The following is a 15,897-nucleotide window of genomic DNA, read 5'->3' as shown; positions in this document are numbered from 1 at the left end:
ACCATAGGGGCGGCTGAGGCGCGTCCTTCCCCCGGTCCCTTAGATCGGCATGCCGGGGGGCACTGCCGGCACCGGGCGTTTGAGTTCGCGGGTCAGGGCATCCTCGTCTCGGAGCATCGCGCCGGTCGCGCGTTGCCAGGCGGCGCCAGCGTCCTTGCCGCGCGTGTCCGCCATGCGCGCGGCAAGGCTGGCAAGCCGCCCCTGCAGAACCGCCGCGATATCAGGCGACGTTCCCGGGTCGCGTGCGGTGCGAGCCAGGGTGAGGATCGTGCGCGTTGCGATGCGCCGCTCGAGCGCAGTGCTCGTCGAGGCAAGCACTGCCGCAGTCAGCCGGTCGAGCAGTTCGTCCAGGCCGGGAAGGGAGGCGTCGCGGGCGTGCTGGAGATGGAGGCGAGTCAGCCGCGCCGGGGCGAGCAGTGTTCCCAGGGTCAGCTGTGCGCCGACATCGGCCGCAACAAGGGGATCGAACACCGCGGCGCCGGCATTGTCGAGCACCTCGGTATCGAACTGCGGGTCCGGCCGGCCATTGACGCCCGATGATAGCTGGAGCTCCAGCGCTGCCGGCACGGCAAGTTCGCGGGGCGCCAGCGTCGCGAGAAGGGCATCCAGCGCCGCACGTTGCTCGGCGCCGCTGACCGGCGTCGGTTCCGGACTGTTCCCGCCGACCACCGCGTAGCGATAGTGCAGCCCGCCCAGGATCTTCCCGATCGCGGCCACTTCATAGCGGTGAAGCAGCCAGACGGGCACGAACTTGCGACGCAGGTTCGCGAGTGGTTCGCCGGACCGGAGCACTCCCGGGCCGAAGTTGGCCAGCGCCACGCGCCGCACCGCCATCATCTGTTCCAGGTCCGCAGGCTGGTCGTCGCCTTCCGTCCACATGTTGTCGCCGGGAACACCCAGATCGTCAGAGCGGCCGTCGATGTCCGTGAGGTAGCGCATGTCCGCCGCCTCGATCGCCGTCGCCTTGCGGGCGGCGTCCTGATCCGGATCGATGCCGGGCGCCGGCTGGCCGTAGAGCCAGTCCACCGTGAACTTGTCCCAACTGCCGATCCCGGATGCATAGGCATCGGCAAGATCGATGCGCCCGTCCTTCAGGCTCATGCGCGCGAAGGGATAGTCCATCACGGTGCTGCGATCCTGCAGGCTGCCGGCGAAATTGTGGACAAAGCCAAGGGCGTGGCCGACCTCGTGCGCGCCGAGCTGCCGGATGCGGGCGAGCGCGGCGCGGACGGGATCGTTGGGGCCGCCCGAGTTGGTGCCCGCCGCGCCGACCAGTCCTTCGAACAGGATGATGTCCTGGCGAAGGCGCAGCCCTTCGAGGACGACGTTGCCCTTGATGATCTCCCCGGTGCGCGGATCGATGATGCCGCCGCCGTAGGACCAGCTGCGCGTCAGCCGGGCGTCCCAGTTCACGATGTTGTAGCGCACATCCTGCGGATCCGCGTCTGCCGGCAATACCCGGGCCTGGAATGCGTCGATATAGCCTGCCGCGTCGAACGCCTGGTTCCACCAGCTCACGCCCTCCACCAGGGCAGAGCGAACCGGTTCGGGCGCGGTGTTGTCGATGTAGAAGACGATCGGCTTCCTGACACGCGATCGCGCAGCGCCGGGATCCGCCTTGTCGAGCCGGAAATGATTGGCGAGCTGCACCAGCACATCGTCCCCAAGGGGCGTGCCAAAGTCATAGATCTGGGTGGCGTGGGTGCCCGAACGGATATCGAAGCGTCGCGGAACGAAGCCCGGGCCGGGCAGGCGCACCAATGAATGGTGCACGGTGAAGCTCACCTGCCGGGGATCGGGCGCGATATTGCTGATCTCCTTGCCGGGCGTGTCCGACGCATAGGTCTGCACCGCTTCCATCTCGATGTTGTCGGGGAATACCCGGACGGAGGTCGGGTCCGCGGCGCTCAGGCTCTCGACCCGCCGAAATCCTTTGGCCGCACCGTTCAGCGCCTCGGCGATGTTCATGGCGTCGAGGGTGAGGAACGGTGCGATATTGACCGTCACGGCCCCCGTAGGTGCAGTCGACACGATGTCGACCATGGCCACCACGCTGTAGGGAAAATTCTCCCGTGCGCCCTTCTGGATGTTCGCATCCCCGGTTGCCACGAAGCGCGGGTTTTCGAAGGTCACCGCCATCTTGCCACCAAGCCGGCGGAAGGCGAGCACCTGGGTATCCCCCAGCATCCCGTGGTCGAGGCGGATCGGCGCCGACCCGAGTCCCGTCTTGAGCGAACTGGCATAAAGGAAGCGCCCTTGGGTGCCGTCTTCCGCCGCCGGCGGCAGCGTCACCAGGATCCGCCCGTCGGCAGGGTCGACGGCGACCGGCAGAAGTGCGCCGCCGCCCCGTACCGGTACGGGGGCAAGCTGCGCTGCGGCCGGCAGGGAGGCCAGGGCGGTTCCCGCCAGCACCATCGAACTCCAGAGTTTGAACTTCCGCATCTGTCCCCCCGCCTGCGCGCCGCGCAGTGATTTGCTGCAACGCAAAAAAATTAGCACGGTCGACGTTGCGCTTCCGGTCATTTTCCAACAACTTTGAAGTGTTCGATGACGGATTTGTGCAAAGGGGGCCAAATTGCCGGAAGAATCGGGACTTTTGGATTTCGACCAGACGGACTTTCGTATCATCCGGGAGATTGCGCGCGATGGCCGCCTCTCGGATGTCGCCTTGGGAGAAAGAGTGCATCTGTCGAGCACTGCCGCGGCGCGCCGTCGCAAGATCCTGGAGGAATGCGGGGCAGTCACAGGGTATAGCGCGAACCTCAATCTGGAGGCGCTGGGCGTCGGGATCGTCGTTCTCGTCGCGATCGAACTGGTGTCGCAGGCGGAGCAGGTCCTCAACGAGTTTGAGGCGGCGGTCGTGCAATGCCCGTCGATGACCTTCTGCAGCTTCGTCTCCGGCGATACCGACTTCATCATGATCGTGCATGTGCGGTCTTTCCGCGATTACGATCGCGTGTATCGGAGCGAGCTTTCGAAGCTCCCGCATGTGGCCAAGATCCGCAGCAGCTTTGTCATGCGGCAGGTTACGCAGCGGGTGGTGCCACCCGTCGTGTTCGAAGGCAGGCGCTAAGCACGCTCCAGCGGGTTGATACAGGATTCCGGCGCGATAACCGATAATCGCGCCGGAAATCCGTACAAACCATCGCAAGTCGCGCCAAGTTTCGCAGGACGCTGCATCCGGGTTCGTGCAACATTCTCTTCGAACGGGGGCGGTGCCAGCAACTAAATGCCGGGACTTCCCAGTTCCAAGAAACTTCAATGATGGTCAGGCCCGGGGATCGGGTTCGAAGCCGGGGGAGAGGACCGCTTGAGGCAGGCGCTTCAATGGGGGACTTTTCTCGATGGCGGATATTGTACGCGTTTCGGCAGCGAGCGGCCGTGGCTGGTGCGGCCGGGCCGGCCTGATGACTACCGTGGCGATCGCAGCACTTGCTCCGCTATCTTCTGTTCACGCACAGACCGCATCGAGCGCTCCCACGGCCGGCGTCCTGACGTCGGATCCCGCCAACCTGCCGGACGCTGCGTCCGGCAACAATCCCCGCACCGCTAGCTCGGCACCCGCGACGGCTGACAGCGTACAGGCGGTCGAGGAGGAACCCGAAGCGGCGGCGGTCGGGGAAGTCACGGTAACCGGCAGTCGGATCGTGCGGGACGGTTACAGCGCCCCCACCCCCGTGACGGTGCTCGGCGCGGCTGAGATCGCGGCCCAGGCGCCCGCCAATATTTCCGACTTCGTCAACCAGCTTCCCGCGATCTCCGGCTCGGGTACCGCTGCCACCAGTTCGGGCAGCCTGTCGAACGGCATCGCCGGGGTGAACTCGATCAGCCTGCGCGGCCTTGGCGCGGGCCGGACGCTGGTGCTGCTCGACGGGCAGCGCTCGGTCGCCTCGACGGTCGGCGGCGTGGTGGACATCAACACCTTTCCGCAGGATCTCGTCGAGCGCGTCGAGGTGGTCACCGGGGGCGCGTCGGCGCAATATGGATCGGATGCGGTCGGCGGCGTCGTCAACTTCATCCTGAACAAGAGGTTTCGCGGCTTCAAGCTGTCGGCCGACCAGGGCATCTCCACTTATGGCGACGGCCACAATTACCGCGTGACCGCGAGCGCCGGGCTCGGCCTTCTCGACGACCGGCTCCATATCCTGCTCAACGGCGAATATTTCCGCCAGAAGGCGGTCAACACCATCAACCGGGATTGGAACGACAGCGGCTATTTCCAGATCAACAACCCGGCCTACACGCCCACCAACGGTGAGCCGCAGCGGCTGGTCGGTTCGGGCTTCGGCCCCGCCACCTATACGGCAGGCGGCCTGATCACGTCCGGCCCGCTACGGGGCACCTATTTCCTGGGTGACGGCCAGACGGGGCAGCTGAACTTCGGCACGACCAATTCGGTGTCGAGCCCCTGGATGATCGGTGGCGATTACCAGACGACGCTCGCCGGGCATGCCGGGACCAATTCGCTGCTCCCCAAGGAAGAGCGGATCGGCGTGTTCAACCGCACGTCGTTCGACGTGTCCGATGCGCTCCAGGTCTACGGCCAGTTTGCCTGGAATCGCTACAGCGGCGCCAGCTTCTACCAGCAGACGCCCAGCACCGGCGTCACCATCCAGCGCGACAATGCCTATCTGCTGCAGCAATATCCGACGGTGGCCGCTGCCCTGACCGCGGCGGGCGCGCCCTCGTTCACCATAGGCACCAGCAATGCCGGCTTCCCCGTCCCCGGCAGCGACAACGTCCGCGACGTATACCGCTACGTCGCCGGCGCGACCGGCAAGTTCACGCTGTTCGACAACCGCTGGAGCTGGGACGCTTATTACCAGCATGGCACGGCGAAGGTTCATGCAGGGCTGACCAACACCTGGAATGTCCAGCGGATGGCACTGGCGCAGGACGCGGTGTTCGCGCCTGCGGGCAATGCCGCGGGAATCGCCGCCGGGACGATCGTTTGCCGCTCCACGCTTGCTGCTCCCGGTAACGGCTGTGTGCCGATCGACCGCCTCGGCACGGCTGGCCCGTCGGGGGAGGCGCTGGCCTATATCTATGGCGAGCAGCCCTATCGCAACGAGACGATCAAGCAGGATGTCGCTGCCTTCAGCCTCAGCGGGCAGTTGCTCCAGCTACCCGGCGGCGCGCTGGCGATCGCCTTTGGCGGCGAGCATCGCAAGGAGCGGATCAGCGGCTTTGTCGAAGAGCAGTTCCAGCCGGTCGTGAATGCCAACGGCACCACCACCAGCCGCTGGCTGTACGGCAACTATCTGCCCAACCGCGGGCGCTACACCGTGAAGGAAGCGTTCCTGGAGGTGGATGCACCCGTGCTGCCGGGCCTCACCCTCAACGCGGCCGGCCGCTATACCGACTATTCGACCTCCGGCTCGGTCCAGACGTGGAAGGTGGGGGGCACCTATACGCCGATCCCCGACATCAAGCTGCGCGCCACCTATAGCCACGACATCCGCGCGCCCAACCTGTCGGAGCTGTTCGCCGCGGGCACGGCGCGCACCAACACCGTCATCCTGCCCACCAACTCGCCGATGGGCGCCGGTGCTTTCCAGTTCATCGAGAATACGGTCGGCAACCAGGGGCTGAAGCCGGAAGCCGCCAACACCTGGACGGCGGGCGTGGTGCTCACCCCCAGCTTCCTGCCGGGTTTCAGCGCCTCGTTCGACTATTATGACATCCGCATCCGCAAATCGATCGGCACGATCACGTCCCAGAACACCGTCGACAATTGCTACAACCTGGGCATCGCCGCCTATTGCAACAACATCGTCTACACCGATGGGCTGCTGAGCCGCATCATCCTGCAGCCGTTCAACTTCGCCAGCCAGCACGAAAAGGGCTTCGACATCGAAGCGAGCTATCGGACCGCACTCAGCAACATTTCCGATAGCCTGCCCGGCACCCTCAGCATCCACGGCAACCTCACCCACTATATCCAGAACGTCATCGACAACGGGATCTTCCCGATCGACTATGCCGGGGTGAACGGCGGCAGCCTGGCCGGCAGCTATAGCGCTCCCGACTGGATCTATCGGATCAGCGCATTCTACGACGTCGAGCCTTTCACCTTCAATCTCGTCGGTCGCGGCTTCAGCGACGGCGTCTACGGCAACGATTATATCGAATGCACGACGGGTTGCCCGACCTCCTCGACGCAATTCCGCACGATCAACGACAACCGCATCGCTGGCGCCTTCTACGTCGACACCTCCGTCAGCGTGAAGTTCGATGCGGAGGGGCATGAGGCGCGGCTGACCCTGGTCGCCAACAACCTGTTCAACCGCAAGCCGGTGCTGATCGGCAACGGCCCGGACGCCAACAACGTGCCCGCCTACACCCAGACCAACCGGTCTCTCTACGATGTCGTCGGGCGGGTTTTCCGCATCGCCGCCAGCGTGAAATTCTGACGTAGCCGAACCAGGAGCCCGTATGAAACTTTCCATCCCGCACCGCCTGCGCACCCTTGCCGGCGGCGCCTCGGCCCTTGCGCTCGTGCTTCAGCCGGTCGTGGCGCAGGCGGCCGCCGCACCCCAGGGAGCAAGCAAGGCGCAAAAGGCCGCTGCGGCGGCCGCCGTGGACGCGCAGGCCAAGCAGATCCAGGTCATGATCGACCAGGTCTTCTCCTTTGCCGAGCCTGGTTTCCAGGAGGTCCGCACCTCCGCCTATCTTGCCGATGTGCTCGAAAAGAACGGCTTTACGGTCACCCGTGGCGTGGCCGGGATCCCGACCGCCTTCACCGCCACCTGGGGGAGCGGTGGGCCGCTGATCGCCCTGGGCAGCGACATCGATGGCCTGCTCGGTGTCTCGCAGACGCCGGGCGTCCCGAACGTCAAGCCGATGCTGGACGGCGCGCCTGGTCACGGCGAGGGTCATAATTCCGGCATGCCGCTGGTGATCGCCGCCGCCATCGCCGCCAAGCAAGTGATGGAGAAGAACAACATCCCAGGCCGCCTGATGCTGTGGCCGGGTGTCGCGGAAGAACTGCTGGCAACCAAGGCCTATTATGTCCAGGCGGGACTCTTCAAGGATGTGGACGCCTGCATCTTCACGCACGTCAGCAACGACTTCACCACGGCCTATGGCGAGCTGGGCCAGAACGGCATGGTGTCCGTCGAGTATATCTTTCACGGCAAGACGTCGCACGCCGCCGGCGGCCCCTGGGACGGACGCAGCGCGCTGGACGCCGTGGAATTGATGAACACGGCCTGGAATTTCCGGCGCGAGCATCTGCCGGTCACCCAGCGTTCGCACTATGTCATCACGGAAGGCGGCGGTCAGCCCAATGTCGTCCCCGGCAAGGCATCGGTCTGGTATTATTTCCGCGACCGCAGCTTTGGCGCGATCAAGTCGCTTTTCGACACCGGCAACGAGATTTCCGAGGCCGCGGCGAAGGCGACGGGAACCACGGTAGAGCGCCGTATCCTGGGCTATGCTGCGCCCAATTTCGGCAACAAGCCGCTTGCCGAAGCGGCCTGGCGCAACATCAAGACGGTGGGGATGCCGCAATGGTCCACGGACGACCAGGCGTTCGCCCGCGCGGTGCAGGAAACCAACCAGCGCAAGGTGGAGCCCTTGCGCAGCACGGTTGCGGAACTGTCCACGCCCGAGAACCGGCCCAAGTCGATGGGCGGCGGCTCCGATGACATCGGCGACATCATGTGGGCGGTGCCGACGATCACCGTGCGCTTTCCGTCGAACATCCCCAATATGATCGGGCACAATGTCACCGCCGCAATGGCGATGGCGACGCCGATCGCCCACAAGGGGGCCGTCGCCGGTGCCAAGGCGGTCGCGATGACGGTTCTCGACCTGATGACCAGCCCCAAGCTGCGCGCCGATGCCAAGGCCTATTTCACCGACGTCCAGCTCAAGACGGATCGCTATGATCCCATCCTGGAAAAGCCTGCGATCTGGCTGAACAAGGATGCCATGGACCGGCTGCGCCCGCAGATGGAGAAGTTCTACTACGATCCGGGCAAATATCCGAGCTACCTCGACCAGCTCGGCGTGAAATATCCGGCGGTGGCACCGCAATGAGCCGCCGCCCGCTCGCGCGCCCTTGGGGCGCGGCCGCCGGACTCACGGCCCTGCTGCTCCAACCCGCGGTTGCCGAGGCTGCGGCCAGCAAGGGGCAAAAGGCCGCGGCCGCTGCTGCGGTCGAGGCCCAGGCCAAGCAGATCCAGGTCATGGTCGACCAGGTGTATTCCTTTGCGGAACCGGGCTTCCAGGAAGTCCGCACCTCGGCCTATCTCGCCGACATCCTGGAAAAGAACGGCTTCACCGTCACCCGCGGCGTGGCGGGCATCCCGACCGCGTTCACCGCCACCTGGGGAAGCGGAGGGCCGCTGATCGCGCTCGGCAGCGACATCGACGGGCTGCTGGGCGTATCCCAGACGCCGGGCGCCGCGACGATCAAGCCGATGGTGCCGGGCGCGCCGGGCCATGGCTAGGGACATAATGCCGGCATGCCGATGATGATCGCCGCCGCGATCGCGGCCAAGCAGGTGATGGAGAAGAACCACATCCCGGGCCGGCTCATGCTGTGGCCGGGGGTGGCGGAAGAACTGCTCGCGACCAAGGCGTTCTACGTGCGCGCCGGCATGTTCGACGGCGTCGACGCCTGCCTGTTCGCGCATGTGAACACGGGGTTCGGCACCGGCTATGGCGACCTGGGCCTCAACGGCATGGTTTCGGTGGAGTATAGCTTCCAGGGAAAGACCGCCCATGCCGCAGCGATGCCGTGGGAAGGGCGCTCGGCGCTGGACGCGGCCGAGTTCATGGACATTGCCTGGAACTTCCGCCGCGAGCATCTGCCGGTCAGCCAGCGCTCGCACAACGTCATCAGCAACGGCGGCGGACAGCCCAATGTGGTGCCGGATCGCGCGTCCGTCTGGTATTATTTCCGCGATCACGATTTCGCGACGGTGCGCCAGCTGTACGAGACCGGCAACGAGATCGCCGATGCGGCGGCGCAGGCGACCGGCACGACCGTGTCTCGCCAACTGCTTGGCTATGCCGCCCCGAACTGGGGGAACAAGCCGCTCGCCGAAGCCGCCTGGCGGAACATCCAGGCGGTCGGCATGCCCCGATGGAGCGATGCGGACCAGGCGTTCGCCCGCTCAATCCAGGTGGCCAACCGCTTCAAGGTCCAGCCCCTCGCCACCGAGGTCCAGCCGCTCTCCACGCCGGAAACCCGCGCAGGCATGCCGGCGATGGGCGCTTCCGACGACATCGGCGACGTGATGTGGGCGGTGCCGACCATCACCATCGGCTTCCCGTCGAACGTACCCAATGTGATCTTCCACCACGCGACGGCGGCGATGGCGATGGCAACGCCGATCGCGCACAAGGGCGCAGTTGCAGGCGCCAAGGCAGTGGCCATGACCGTGCTGGACCTGATGACGACCCCGCAGATTCTGGCCGACGCAAAAGCGTATCGCGCCGACGTCCAGCTCAAGGCGAGCCGCTACGACCCGGTGCTGGCCGCGACCGACCAGCCCGCCATCCACCGCAACGAGGAAGCAATGCAGCGACTGCGTCCCGCGATGGAGCCCCTTTATTTCGACCCGAGCCGCTTCGACACCTATCTCGAGCAACTCGGGGTCCCTTATCCCGCTGGCGAGGGGGCCTCGCCCCCGCCCTCGAGGTGAGATGAAAGACAGAGGCGGGCGGTTTAGCTAACCGGACCAACGCGCCTCTCCTACGAAGCCCCTCGACAGCGGAGATGGCGCTCACCGAAAGTCTTGCGACGCTCTTTGCCTCGCCTATTGCTTGACCCCCCGGTCGCGCTCCTCGCATGATCGTGGGACGAGCAAGAACGGGGGAAAGAATGAAGGGTGTCACGGGGAGGGTTGCTTTTGGCCTGCTGATGTCTGCGGCACTGCTTGGGGGCGGTGCGGCCAGCGCGCAGGTTCCCGCGCCGGTCGCAAGAGAAGCGGCGGTCTCCACCATTTCGACGGAGCGGCTCGAGCGGCTGCGTGCGCAGCTGCAGCGCTACGTCGACGAGGGGAAGCTCGCAGGCGCGGTGGTGCGGATCCAGCAGGACGGCAAGCTCGTCTTCTCGCAAGCCGTGGGGTGGCGCGACAAGGAAGCGCGCGATCCTATGCGCGAGGACAGCATCTTCCGGATCGCCTCGCAGACCAAGGCGCTCACCAGCGTCGCGGTGATGATGTTGATGGAAGAGGGCAAGCTGCTGCTCGACGACCCCGTCGGAAAGCACTTGCCCGAATGGAAGAACACGACCGTCGCGGTCGCGCGGCCCGACGGCGGCTATGACACGGTTCCGGCAAAGCGGCCGATCACGATCCGGGACCTGCTGACGCATACGGCGGGGATCTCCTATGGCTCCGGCCCTGCGGAAAAGGCGTGGAAGGACGCCGGTCTGGCCGGCTGGTACTTCGCGGATCGCAGCGCGCCGATGGCGACCTTTGTCGCGCGCATGGCATCGCTGCCGATGGCGGCACAGCCCGGCGAGAAGTTCCTCTATGGCTACAACACCGACGTGCTCGGCGTAGTCGTCGAGAAGGTCAGCGGAAAGTCGCTGCAGGCGTTCTTCGACGAGCGACTGATCCAGCCGCTGGGCATGAAGGACACGTCTTTTTACCTGCCGCGCGAAAAGGCCGACCGGCTCGCGGTCGTCTACGAAGGGGAGCAAGGCACCCTCAAGCGAGCCGCGGACGCGAGCGGCTGGAAGAGCGGGGGCCATTTCGGTCAGGGACATTATCTCAAAGGGCCGCGCGTGGCCTATTCCGGCGGGGCGGGGCTGCTGTCGACGGCGGCCGACTACAGCCGCTTTCTGGAGATGCTGCGCCGGGGCGGGGAACTCGACGGACGCCGCTATCTCAGCCGCAAGACGGTGGCGCTGATGGTCTCCAACCATTTGGGCGCCATCGACTATAACCCGGGCATGGGCTTTGGCCTGGGCCTCTCCATCCGCGAGGATCTCGGCACGGCCGGCCAGCCCGGTTCGGAAGGCGAATTCGGTTGGGGCGGCGCCTACCACAGCCAATATTGGGTCGATCCCGAGGAAGGGCTGACCGTCAGCTACATGGCGCAGCTGCTGCCCGCCGGGGACCTCGACGATCACGGGAAGCTGCGGGCGCTGATCTATCAGGCGATCGACTGACCGGATCGGCGAGCAGAGGCGTCACGGCGGCCGGGGAATCCGGCCGCTGTGCGCTTCGCCCGGCGTCCCGGCGCCTTCTAGAGGTTGTTGAGCGCCCGCTTGGCGTCGAACACCGCATCGGCCGCCTTTCCGCCGATGCGCGACGTGTCCTTGTCGAACTGTGCCGCGATGGCGGGCGTGGTCAGGCCGTCCAGCCCTTCGCGAACCATGCGCTGGAATTCCTCGCGGCTGTCCGCCTTGGCAAAGGTGCGCGCGCGATACTCTGCGATTGCCGCTTCCACCTTGATCCGGTCGCGCGGGCCGACATCCTTTTTGGCGGCGTCGAGCGTGCGCTCGAACGCTTGCTGGCTGCTGCCGTCGATCACCGTGGGCCCTTGCTGCGAGGTGCAGGCCGCCAGCATCACGCACGCAAGCAAAGGTACCAGACGCAGCATCGAAAACTCCCCACTTCCTGGAGGTGGAACGACCAGGGTGAAGATGGGTTGCCGCGCGTCCTTGGCGCTGTGGTTGTGGGCCAGCGTTGGCGCCGTTGAAAGTAGCGGTCCTTGAATTGGCCTGGTGCTCGGTATCCCGACGCTCAATGAACATTAAAACAAAACGCTTTACGATTAAGTCGTCTCAGCTATTCTCCCGAGTCAGATGCTCGCCATAGACGGGCACGTCGGGAGATGATGATGAACGTGCAAAAGGGCGTCCTGCTTTCCGCCGTCTCGCGTCTTGCGGTCATCTTGGTGCTGCCTGCTCACGCCCAGACGAGCGAGCCTGCCACGCCGAGTGCAGGGCAGTCGGACAGCGCGGCAACAGCCCCCGAGCCCTCCGCGGAGGTCGTCGTGACGGGGCTTCGTCGCAGCCTGCAAAGCGCGCAGGCGCTCAAGCGCGACTCCGTCCAGATCGTCGATGCCGTCGTGGCCGAGGACATCGGCAAGCTGCCCGATAACAATGCTTCCGAGGCGCTGGCACGGATCACGGGCGTGCAGGTCAACCGCGGGAGTGACGAGGCGGGCGGCGTTCAGGTCCGTGGTCTTCCGGACCTCACCACCACCTTCAACGGCCGCGAAGTGTTCACCGCGGAAATGCGCAACGTCGCATTGCAGGATTTTCCCGCTGGGGCGCTTGCCGGGCTCGAGGTGTACAAGTCGACCAGTGCCGATCAGATCGAGGGCGGGATCGCGGGCCTCATCAACGTGCGCTCGCGCCGGCCATTCGACTTCGACGGGTTCCAGATCGCAGGTGCAGTGCGGGGCACCTATGGTGATCAGGCCAAGAAATATGACCCGAACTTCAACGTTCTGGTGACCGATCGCTGGGATACCGGGATCGGCGAGATCGGCGCGCTGGTGAACGTTTCCTACACCCAGCTGCATTATCAGACCGCGTCTCGCTACATCAACGGCAACATCGTCTCGCCGGGGGTAAACCAGCTGGTCGACGGCCCGCGCGACTTCGTGCTGCCCGAGTCCGCCGGTGTCTATTACGATCGGGGCAAGCGCTGGCGGCCGTCGGTCAATGGCTCGCTCCAATGGCGGCCCGCGCATAATGTCGAGATCTACCTCGACGGCCTGTTCCAAGGCGCGCGCACCAATGTCGAGAACGACTTCGTTGGCGTGAACCTCGTCAACGACAACCCTGCGCTCACCAACATCGTCCGCAACCCCGACCAGCCGAACACGCTCGACAGCGTGACCGTCACGCCGGACTTCGCCGGCGGGCGCGGCATCGACTTCTCGCGCAGCACGCGTGCCGGCCGGACCAACACCTACCAGGGCGCAATCGGGGGACGCTGGGAGATCGACGAGCGGGCCACTCTCTCAACCGACTTTGCGTATACCGACACGCGCGCGACCTACATCGACCACAACATCGATTACGCACCGGCAACGGCGCAGTCGGCGGACATCATATTCGACGTCGGCGGAAAGGATGGCGGGCCGCAGCTGTCCCTGTCTGGCTTCGATGCGCTCAACCCGGACAACTTCATTATGCGCGGCCTGTGGGACCGGCGTTCACTTGCCAAGGGCAAGGGAATCCAGTGGCGCACCGACCTGAAGCTCAAGACGGAGCTGCCGGTCATCACCCAACTCGACTTCGGCTTCCGCTACACGGACCGGGATGCGCGGCTCCGCAGCGGCGGTCGCTATGCGACGCTTAGGCCGCTAGGCATCCGGCTGTCCGGTATCCCCGGCGCGGAAGACGGGGGCCCGATCAATGCCGGCTTCCGCGGCAGCGACGCGCAGCCTTTCCGCCAATGGTGGGCACCAAGCCGCGGCGCCATCTTTGGTAACATCGACGCGATCCGCGATCTCGCCCGCAACGGCCTGGCGCAGATCGGCACGCCGGACGCGCTCAGGGAACTTGCGGCCTATGGTTCGGACATTCCGGCCTATATCGCTAATGAGAAGTTCGACGCGACGGAGCAGTCCTACGCCGCCTACGGGCAGTTCCACTATGGCTTCGACGTCGGCACGATCCCGATCGATGGCGTGATCGGTGCGCGCATCGTCAACACCACGGTGACAGCCACCGGTGTAGGCTTGATCGACAATGTGCCGACGCCCGCCACCTCCAGCCAGAACTACGTCGACGTGCTGCCCAGCGCGAGCTTGCGCGCCCACCTCACCGACAAGCTGCAGTTGCGCCTGTCGGCGACGGAAACGCGCAGCCGGCCGAACTTCAACCAGCTGAGCCCCGCGCTCACCTTCAACCCGAATGAGACGCCGATCCGCGGCAACAGCGGCAACATCGACCTGCAGCCGATCCAGTCGAAGAACTATGACGCCTCGGTCGAATGGTACTTCTCGACCACCGGCTCGCTGACCGGCGCGATCTTCCGCCGCGACGTGCAGGGGTTCATTACAAACCTCAACGCCACGGTGAATGACCCGACCTATGGCCCGATCATCGTCAATCGGCCGGAGAATGGCGGCAAGGGCCGGTTGCAGGGTGTCGAGGTCGCGTTCCAGACGTTCTTCGACTTCCTGCCCGGCTGGCTGAGCGGCTTCGGCACGCAGCTCAACGCGACCTATATCGACGCGTCGCAGGCGCTTCCGGCGTCGCTGGGTGAGGCAGGGCAGGATACCGCCATCCCGGGCGTGTCCAAGTGGAGCTACAACGCGGTCGGCATCTACGAGAAGGGACCGGTATCGGCGCGGCTGGCGTATAACTGGCGGTCGCGGGTCACCAACTTCTTCGCGACCGATGACCAGGGGCAGTTGATCGGCGGCGAGTTCAACCGCCCGATCGAGCGGCTCGACTTCTCGCTGTCGGTGGAGGCGATGAAGGCACTGACGCTCACCTTTGACGTCAGCAACATCACCCGCAGTCCCTATCGGGCCCTTCGCCAGGCAACCGACCTGCCGGATGTGAGCTATCCCCGCGACGTGCGCTACGAAAGCCGCGTCTTCGCACTCGGCGGCCGGTTCCGCTTCTGATGGGCGGGTCGCCCCTCTCTCGCCGCAAATTCACCGCAAGCGCGGCGGTGGCGACGTTGCTCCCCACAGCCGTGCGGGCGGCGCCAGAGCCGTCGCGAGCTGAGCAATGGCGTGCGGCGATGGAACGCGGCTTTGCGGTCAACGACGGGACCGGCCTCTACCGGGAATATGCACCCGCGGCCGATACCGACGCAAAATATGCAACCGAGTGGCCGTTCTCGCAGGCGCATATCGCCTATCTCGACCTGACGATGGCTGACGCGGCGGCTGCACGCCACTACGGCGCCGCGCTCACCAAGGCGCGGGCGGCCGAGCAGCTATATTGGTCCGATACCAGCACGACCGCACGCGGCGGATATTTGTCGCGGGTCGTGCCGCCCCTGGGGCCGGGCGACGACCTCTACTACGACGACAATGAATGGGTCGGGCTCGCTCTGGTCCAGCACTATCGCTTCCGCCGCGATCCGGCTTCGCTTGCACATGCCAAGGAAGTGTTCGAGCTGATCCGATCGGGCTGGTCGGAGGACCCCAGCCTGCCGTCGCCAGGCGGCGTGCGCTGGACGCAGAAGGCGGACAATGGTGACCGCAATACCGTCTCCAACATGCCGGCTGCCCAACTCGGCCTCAGGCTGCACCAGATCACCGGGGATCGTGCCTATCTCGACGACGCGCTGCGCTACTACAGCTGGACCAACGCGGTGCTGCAGCGGCCGGACGGTCTTTATAACGATCATCTGAAGACCGACGGCACCATCGAAACAACGGTGTGGACCTACAACCAGGGCGTTCCAGTCGCAGTGAACGCGCTCCTCTGGCAGACGACCGGAGACAAACGCTATCTGCAGGAAGCGAAGCGGATCGCCTACGCAAGCCGCGAGCGCTTCACGCTCTCGCAGCTGGATCGCCAGCCGCCGCCGTTCAATGCCATCTATTTCAAGAACCTGCTGCTCCTCGACGGGATCGCGGGGACCCGGGAAAACCGCCCCGCAATGCAGGCCTATGCCGACCATATGTGGCGCAACCGCCGGGACGCGACGACCGGGCTATGCCGCCCGCGCGCAGGCCGGGCCGAGCTGATCGACACCGCGGCGATGGTCCAGATCGAGGCGGTGCTGGGCTGGAAGCCGGAGAAGTGGGACGCCCTATACTGAGGCTGTTCGTGCTCTTCCGAGCCGCATCGGCTCAGCAGCCAAGCGAAGTATTCCCCGAAGCGTGCCCGGTGCCTTTCAAGATTCTGTAGTAAAAAAACGACAGTGGTCGCTATTAATCGTCGCCACAACTTCAGGCTGTCGCAAAACGGCAATAAGTCACTTGTCGGGTTCTATGCTGTGCTGCAGC

The 15,897-nt window shown here is 65.3% G+C and carries 8 protein-coding genes and 1 pseudogene; 7 read left to right on the top strand and 2 right to left on the bottom strand.

Translation table 11 applies throughout. The features are described 5' to 3' along the window. Positions 1-39: 39 nt before the first annotated feature. Entirely contained in the window at positions 40-2,442 is a 2,403-nt protein-coding gene (locus QP045_RS05775) for a zinc-dependent metalloprotease (RefSeq protein ID WP_422514013.1), read from the bottom strand. A 133-nt stretch (positions 2,443-2,575) separates the two neighbouring features. Here QP045_RS05775 and QP045_RS05770 point away from each other — a divergent pair, with 133 nt between their 5' ends. From QP045_RS05770 to QP045_RS05750, 5 genes and pseudogenes are all read left to right on the top strand, one after another. After that, positions 2,576-3,073, top strand: coding sequence for an Lrp/AsnC family transcriptional regulator (locus tag QP045_RS05770; protein WP_422514012.1), 498 nt, complete (start codon positions 2,576-2,578; stop codon positions 3,071-3,073). Positions 3,074-3,344: 271 nt separating this feature from the next. Further along, complete coding sequence (locus QP045_RS05765) at positions 3,345-6,413, top strand: TonB-dependent receptor plug domain-containing protein (protein WP_422514011.1); 3,069 nt, start codon at positions 3,345-3,347, stop codon at positions 6,411-6,413. 22 nt (positions 6,414-6,435) lie between these two features. Next, positions 6,436-8,043: an amidohydrolase gene (locus QP045_RS05760; protein ID WP_422514010.1), complete on the top strand. Its 1,608-nt coding sequence runs from the start codon at positions 6,436-6,438 to the stop codon at positions 8,041-8,043. Continuing rightward, a pseudogene (locus QP045_RS05755) lies at positions 8,040-9,656 on the top strand (amidohydrolase). The gene QP045_RS05760 and the pseudogene QP045_RS05755 overlap by 4 nt, the downstream one beginning before the upstream one ends. Before the next feature lie 218 nt (positions 9,657-9,874). Beyond that, entirely contained in the window at positions 9,875-11,131 is a 1,257-nt protein-coding gene (locus QP045_RS05750; RefSeq protein ID WP_422514009.1) for a serine hydrolase domain-containing protein, read from the top strand. Between the two features lie 77 nt (positions 11,132-11,208). Here QP045_RS05750 and QP045_RS05745 read toward each other — a convergent pair whose 3' ends face one another. Then, positions 11,209-11,565: a hypothetical protein gene (locus QP045_RS05745; protein ID WP_422514008.1), complete on the bottom strand. Its 357-nt coding sequence runs from the start codon at positions 11,563-11,565 to the stop codon at positions 11,209-11,211. 240 nt (positions 11,566-11,805) lie between these two features. Here QP045_RS05745 and QP045_RS05740 point away from each other — a divergent pair, with 240 nt between their 5' ends. Continuing rightward, positions 11,806-14,559: a TonB-dependent receptor gene (locus QP045_RS05740; protein WP_422514007.1), complete on the top strand. Its 2,754-nt coding sequence runs from the start codon at positions 11,806-11,808 to the stop codon at positions 14,557-14,559. Continuing rightward, positions 14,559-15,710: a glycoside hydrolase family 76 protein gene (locus tag QP045_RS05735; RefSeq protein WP_422514006.1), complete on the top strand. Its 1,152-nt coding sequence runs from the start codon at positions 14,559-14,561 to the stop codon at positions 15,708-15,710. The genes QP045_RS05740 and QP045_RS05735 overlap by 1 nt, the downstream gene beginning before the upstream one ends. Positions 15,711-15,897 lie beyond the last annotated feature (187 nt).

The sequence above is a fragment of the Sphingomonas sp. 3-13AW genome (assembly GCF_049311085.1).
GTDB lineage: Bacteria > Pseudomonadota > Alphaproteobacteria > Sphingomonadales > Sphingomonadaceae > Sphingomonas.
This window is presented reverse-complemented; position numbering and strand designations above follow the sequence as displayed.

Bases quoted from the DNA above. Each gene is read 5' to 3' on its own strand.
- QP045_RS05765 (WP_422514011.1), top strand. From the start codon at position 3,345: ATGGCGGATATTGTACGCGTTTCGGCAGCGAGCGGCCGTGGCTGGTGC.
- QP045_RS05740 (WP_422514007.1), top strand. From the start codon at position 11,806: ATGAACGTGCAAAAGGGCGTCCTGCTTTCCGCCGTCTCGCGTCTTGCG.
- QP045_RS05750 (WP_422514009.1), top strand. From the start codon at position 9,875: ATGTCTGCGGCACTGCTTGGGGGCGGTGCGGCCAGCGCGCAGGTTCCC.
- QP045_RS05745 (WP_422514008.1), bottom strand. From the start codon at position 11,565: ATGCTGCGTCTGGTACCTTTGCTTGCGTGCGTGATGCTGGCGGCCTGC.
- QP045_RS05760 (WP_422514010.1), top strand. From the start codon at position 6,436: ATGAAACTTTCCATCCCGCACCGCCTGCGCACCCTTGCCGGCGGCGCC.
- QP045_RS05735 (WP_422514006.1), top strand. From the start codon at position 14,559: ATGGGCGGGTCGCCCCTCTCTCGCCGCAAATTCACCGCAAGCGCGGCG.
- QP045_RS05775 (WP_422514013.1), bottom strand. From the start codon at position 2,442: ATGCGGAAGTTCAAACTCTGGAGTTCGATGGTGCTGGCGGGAACCGCC.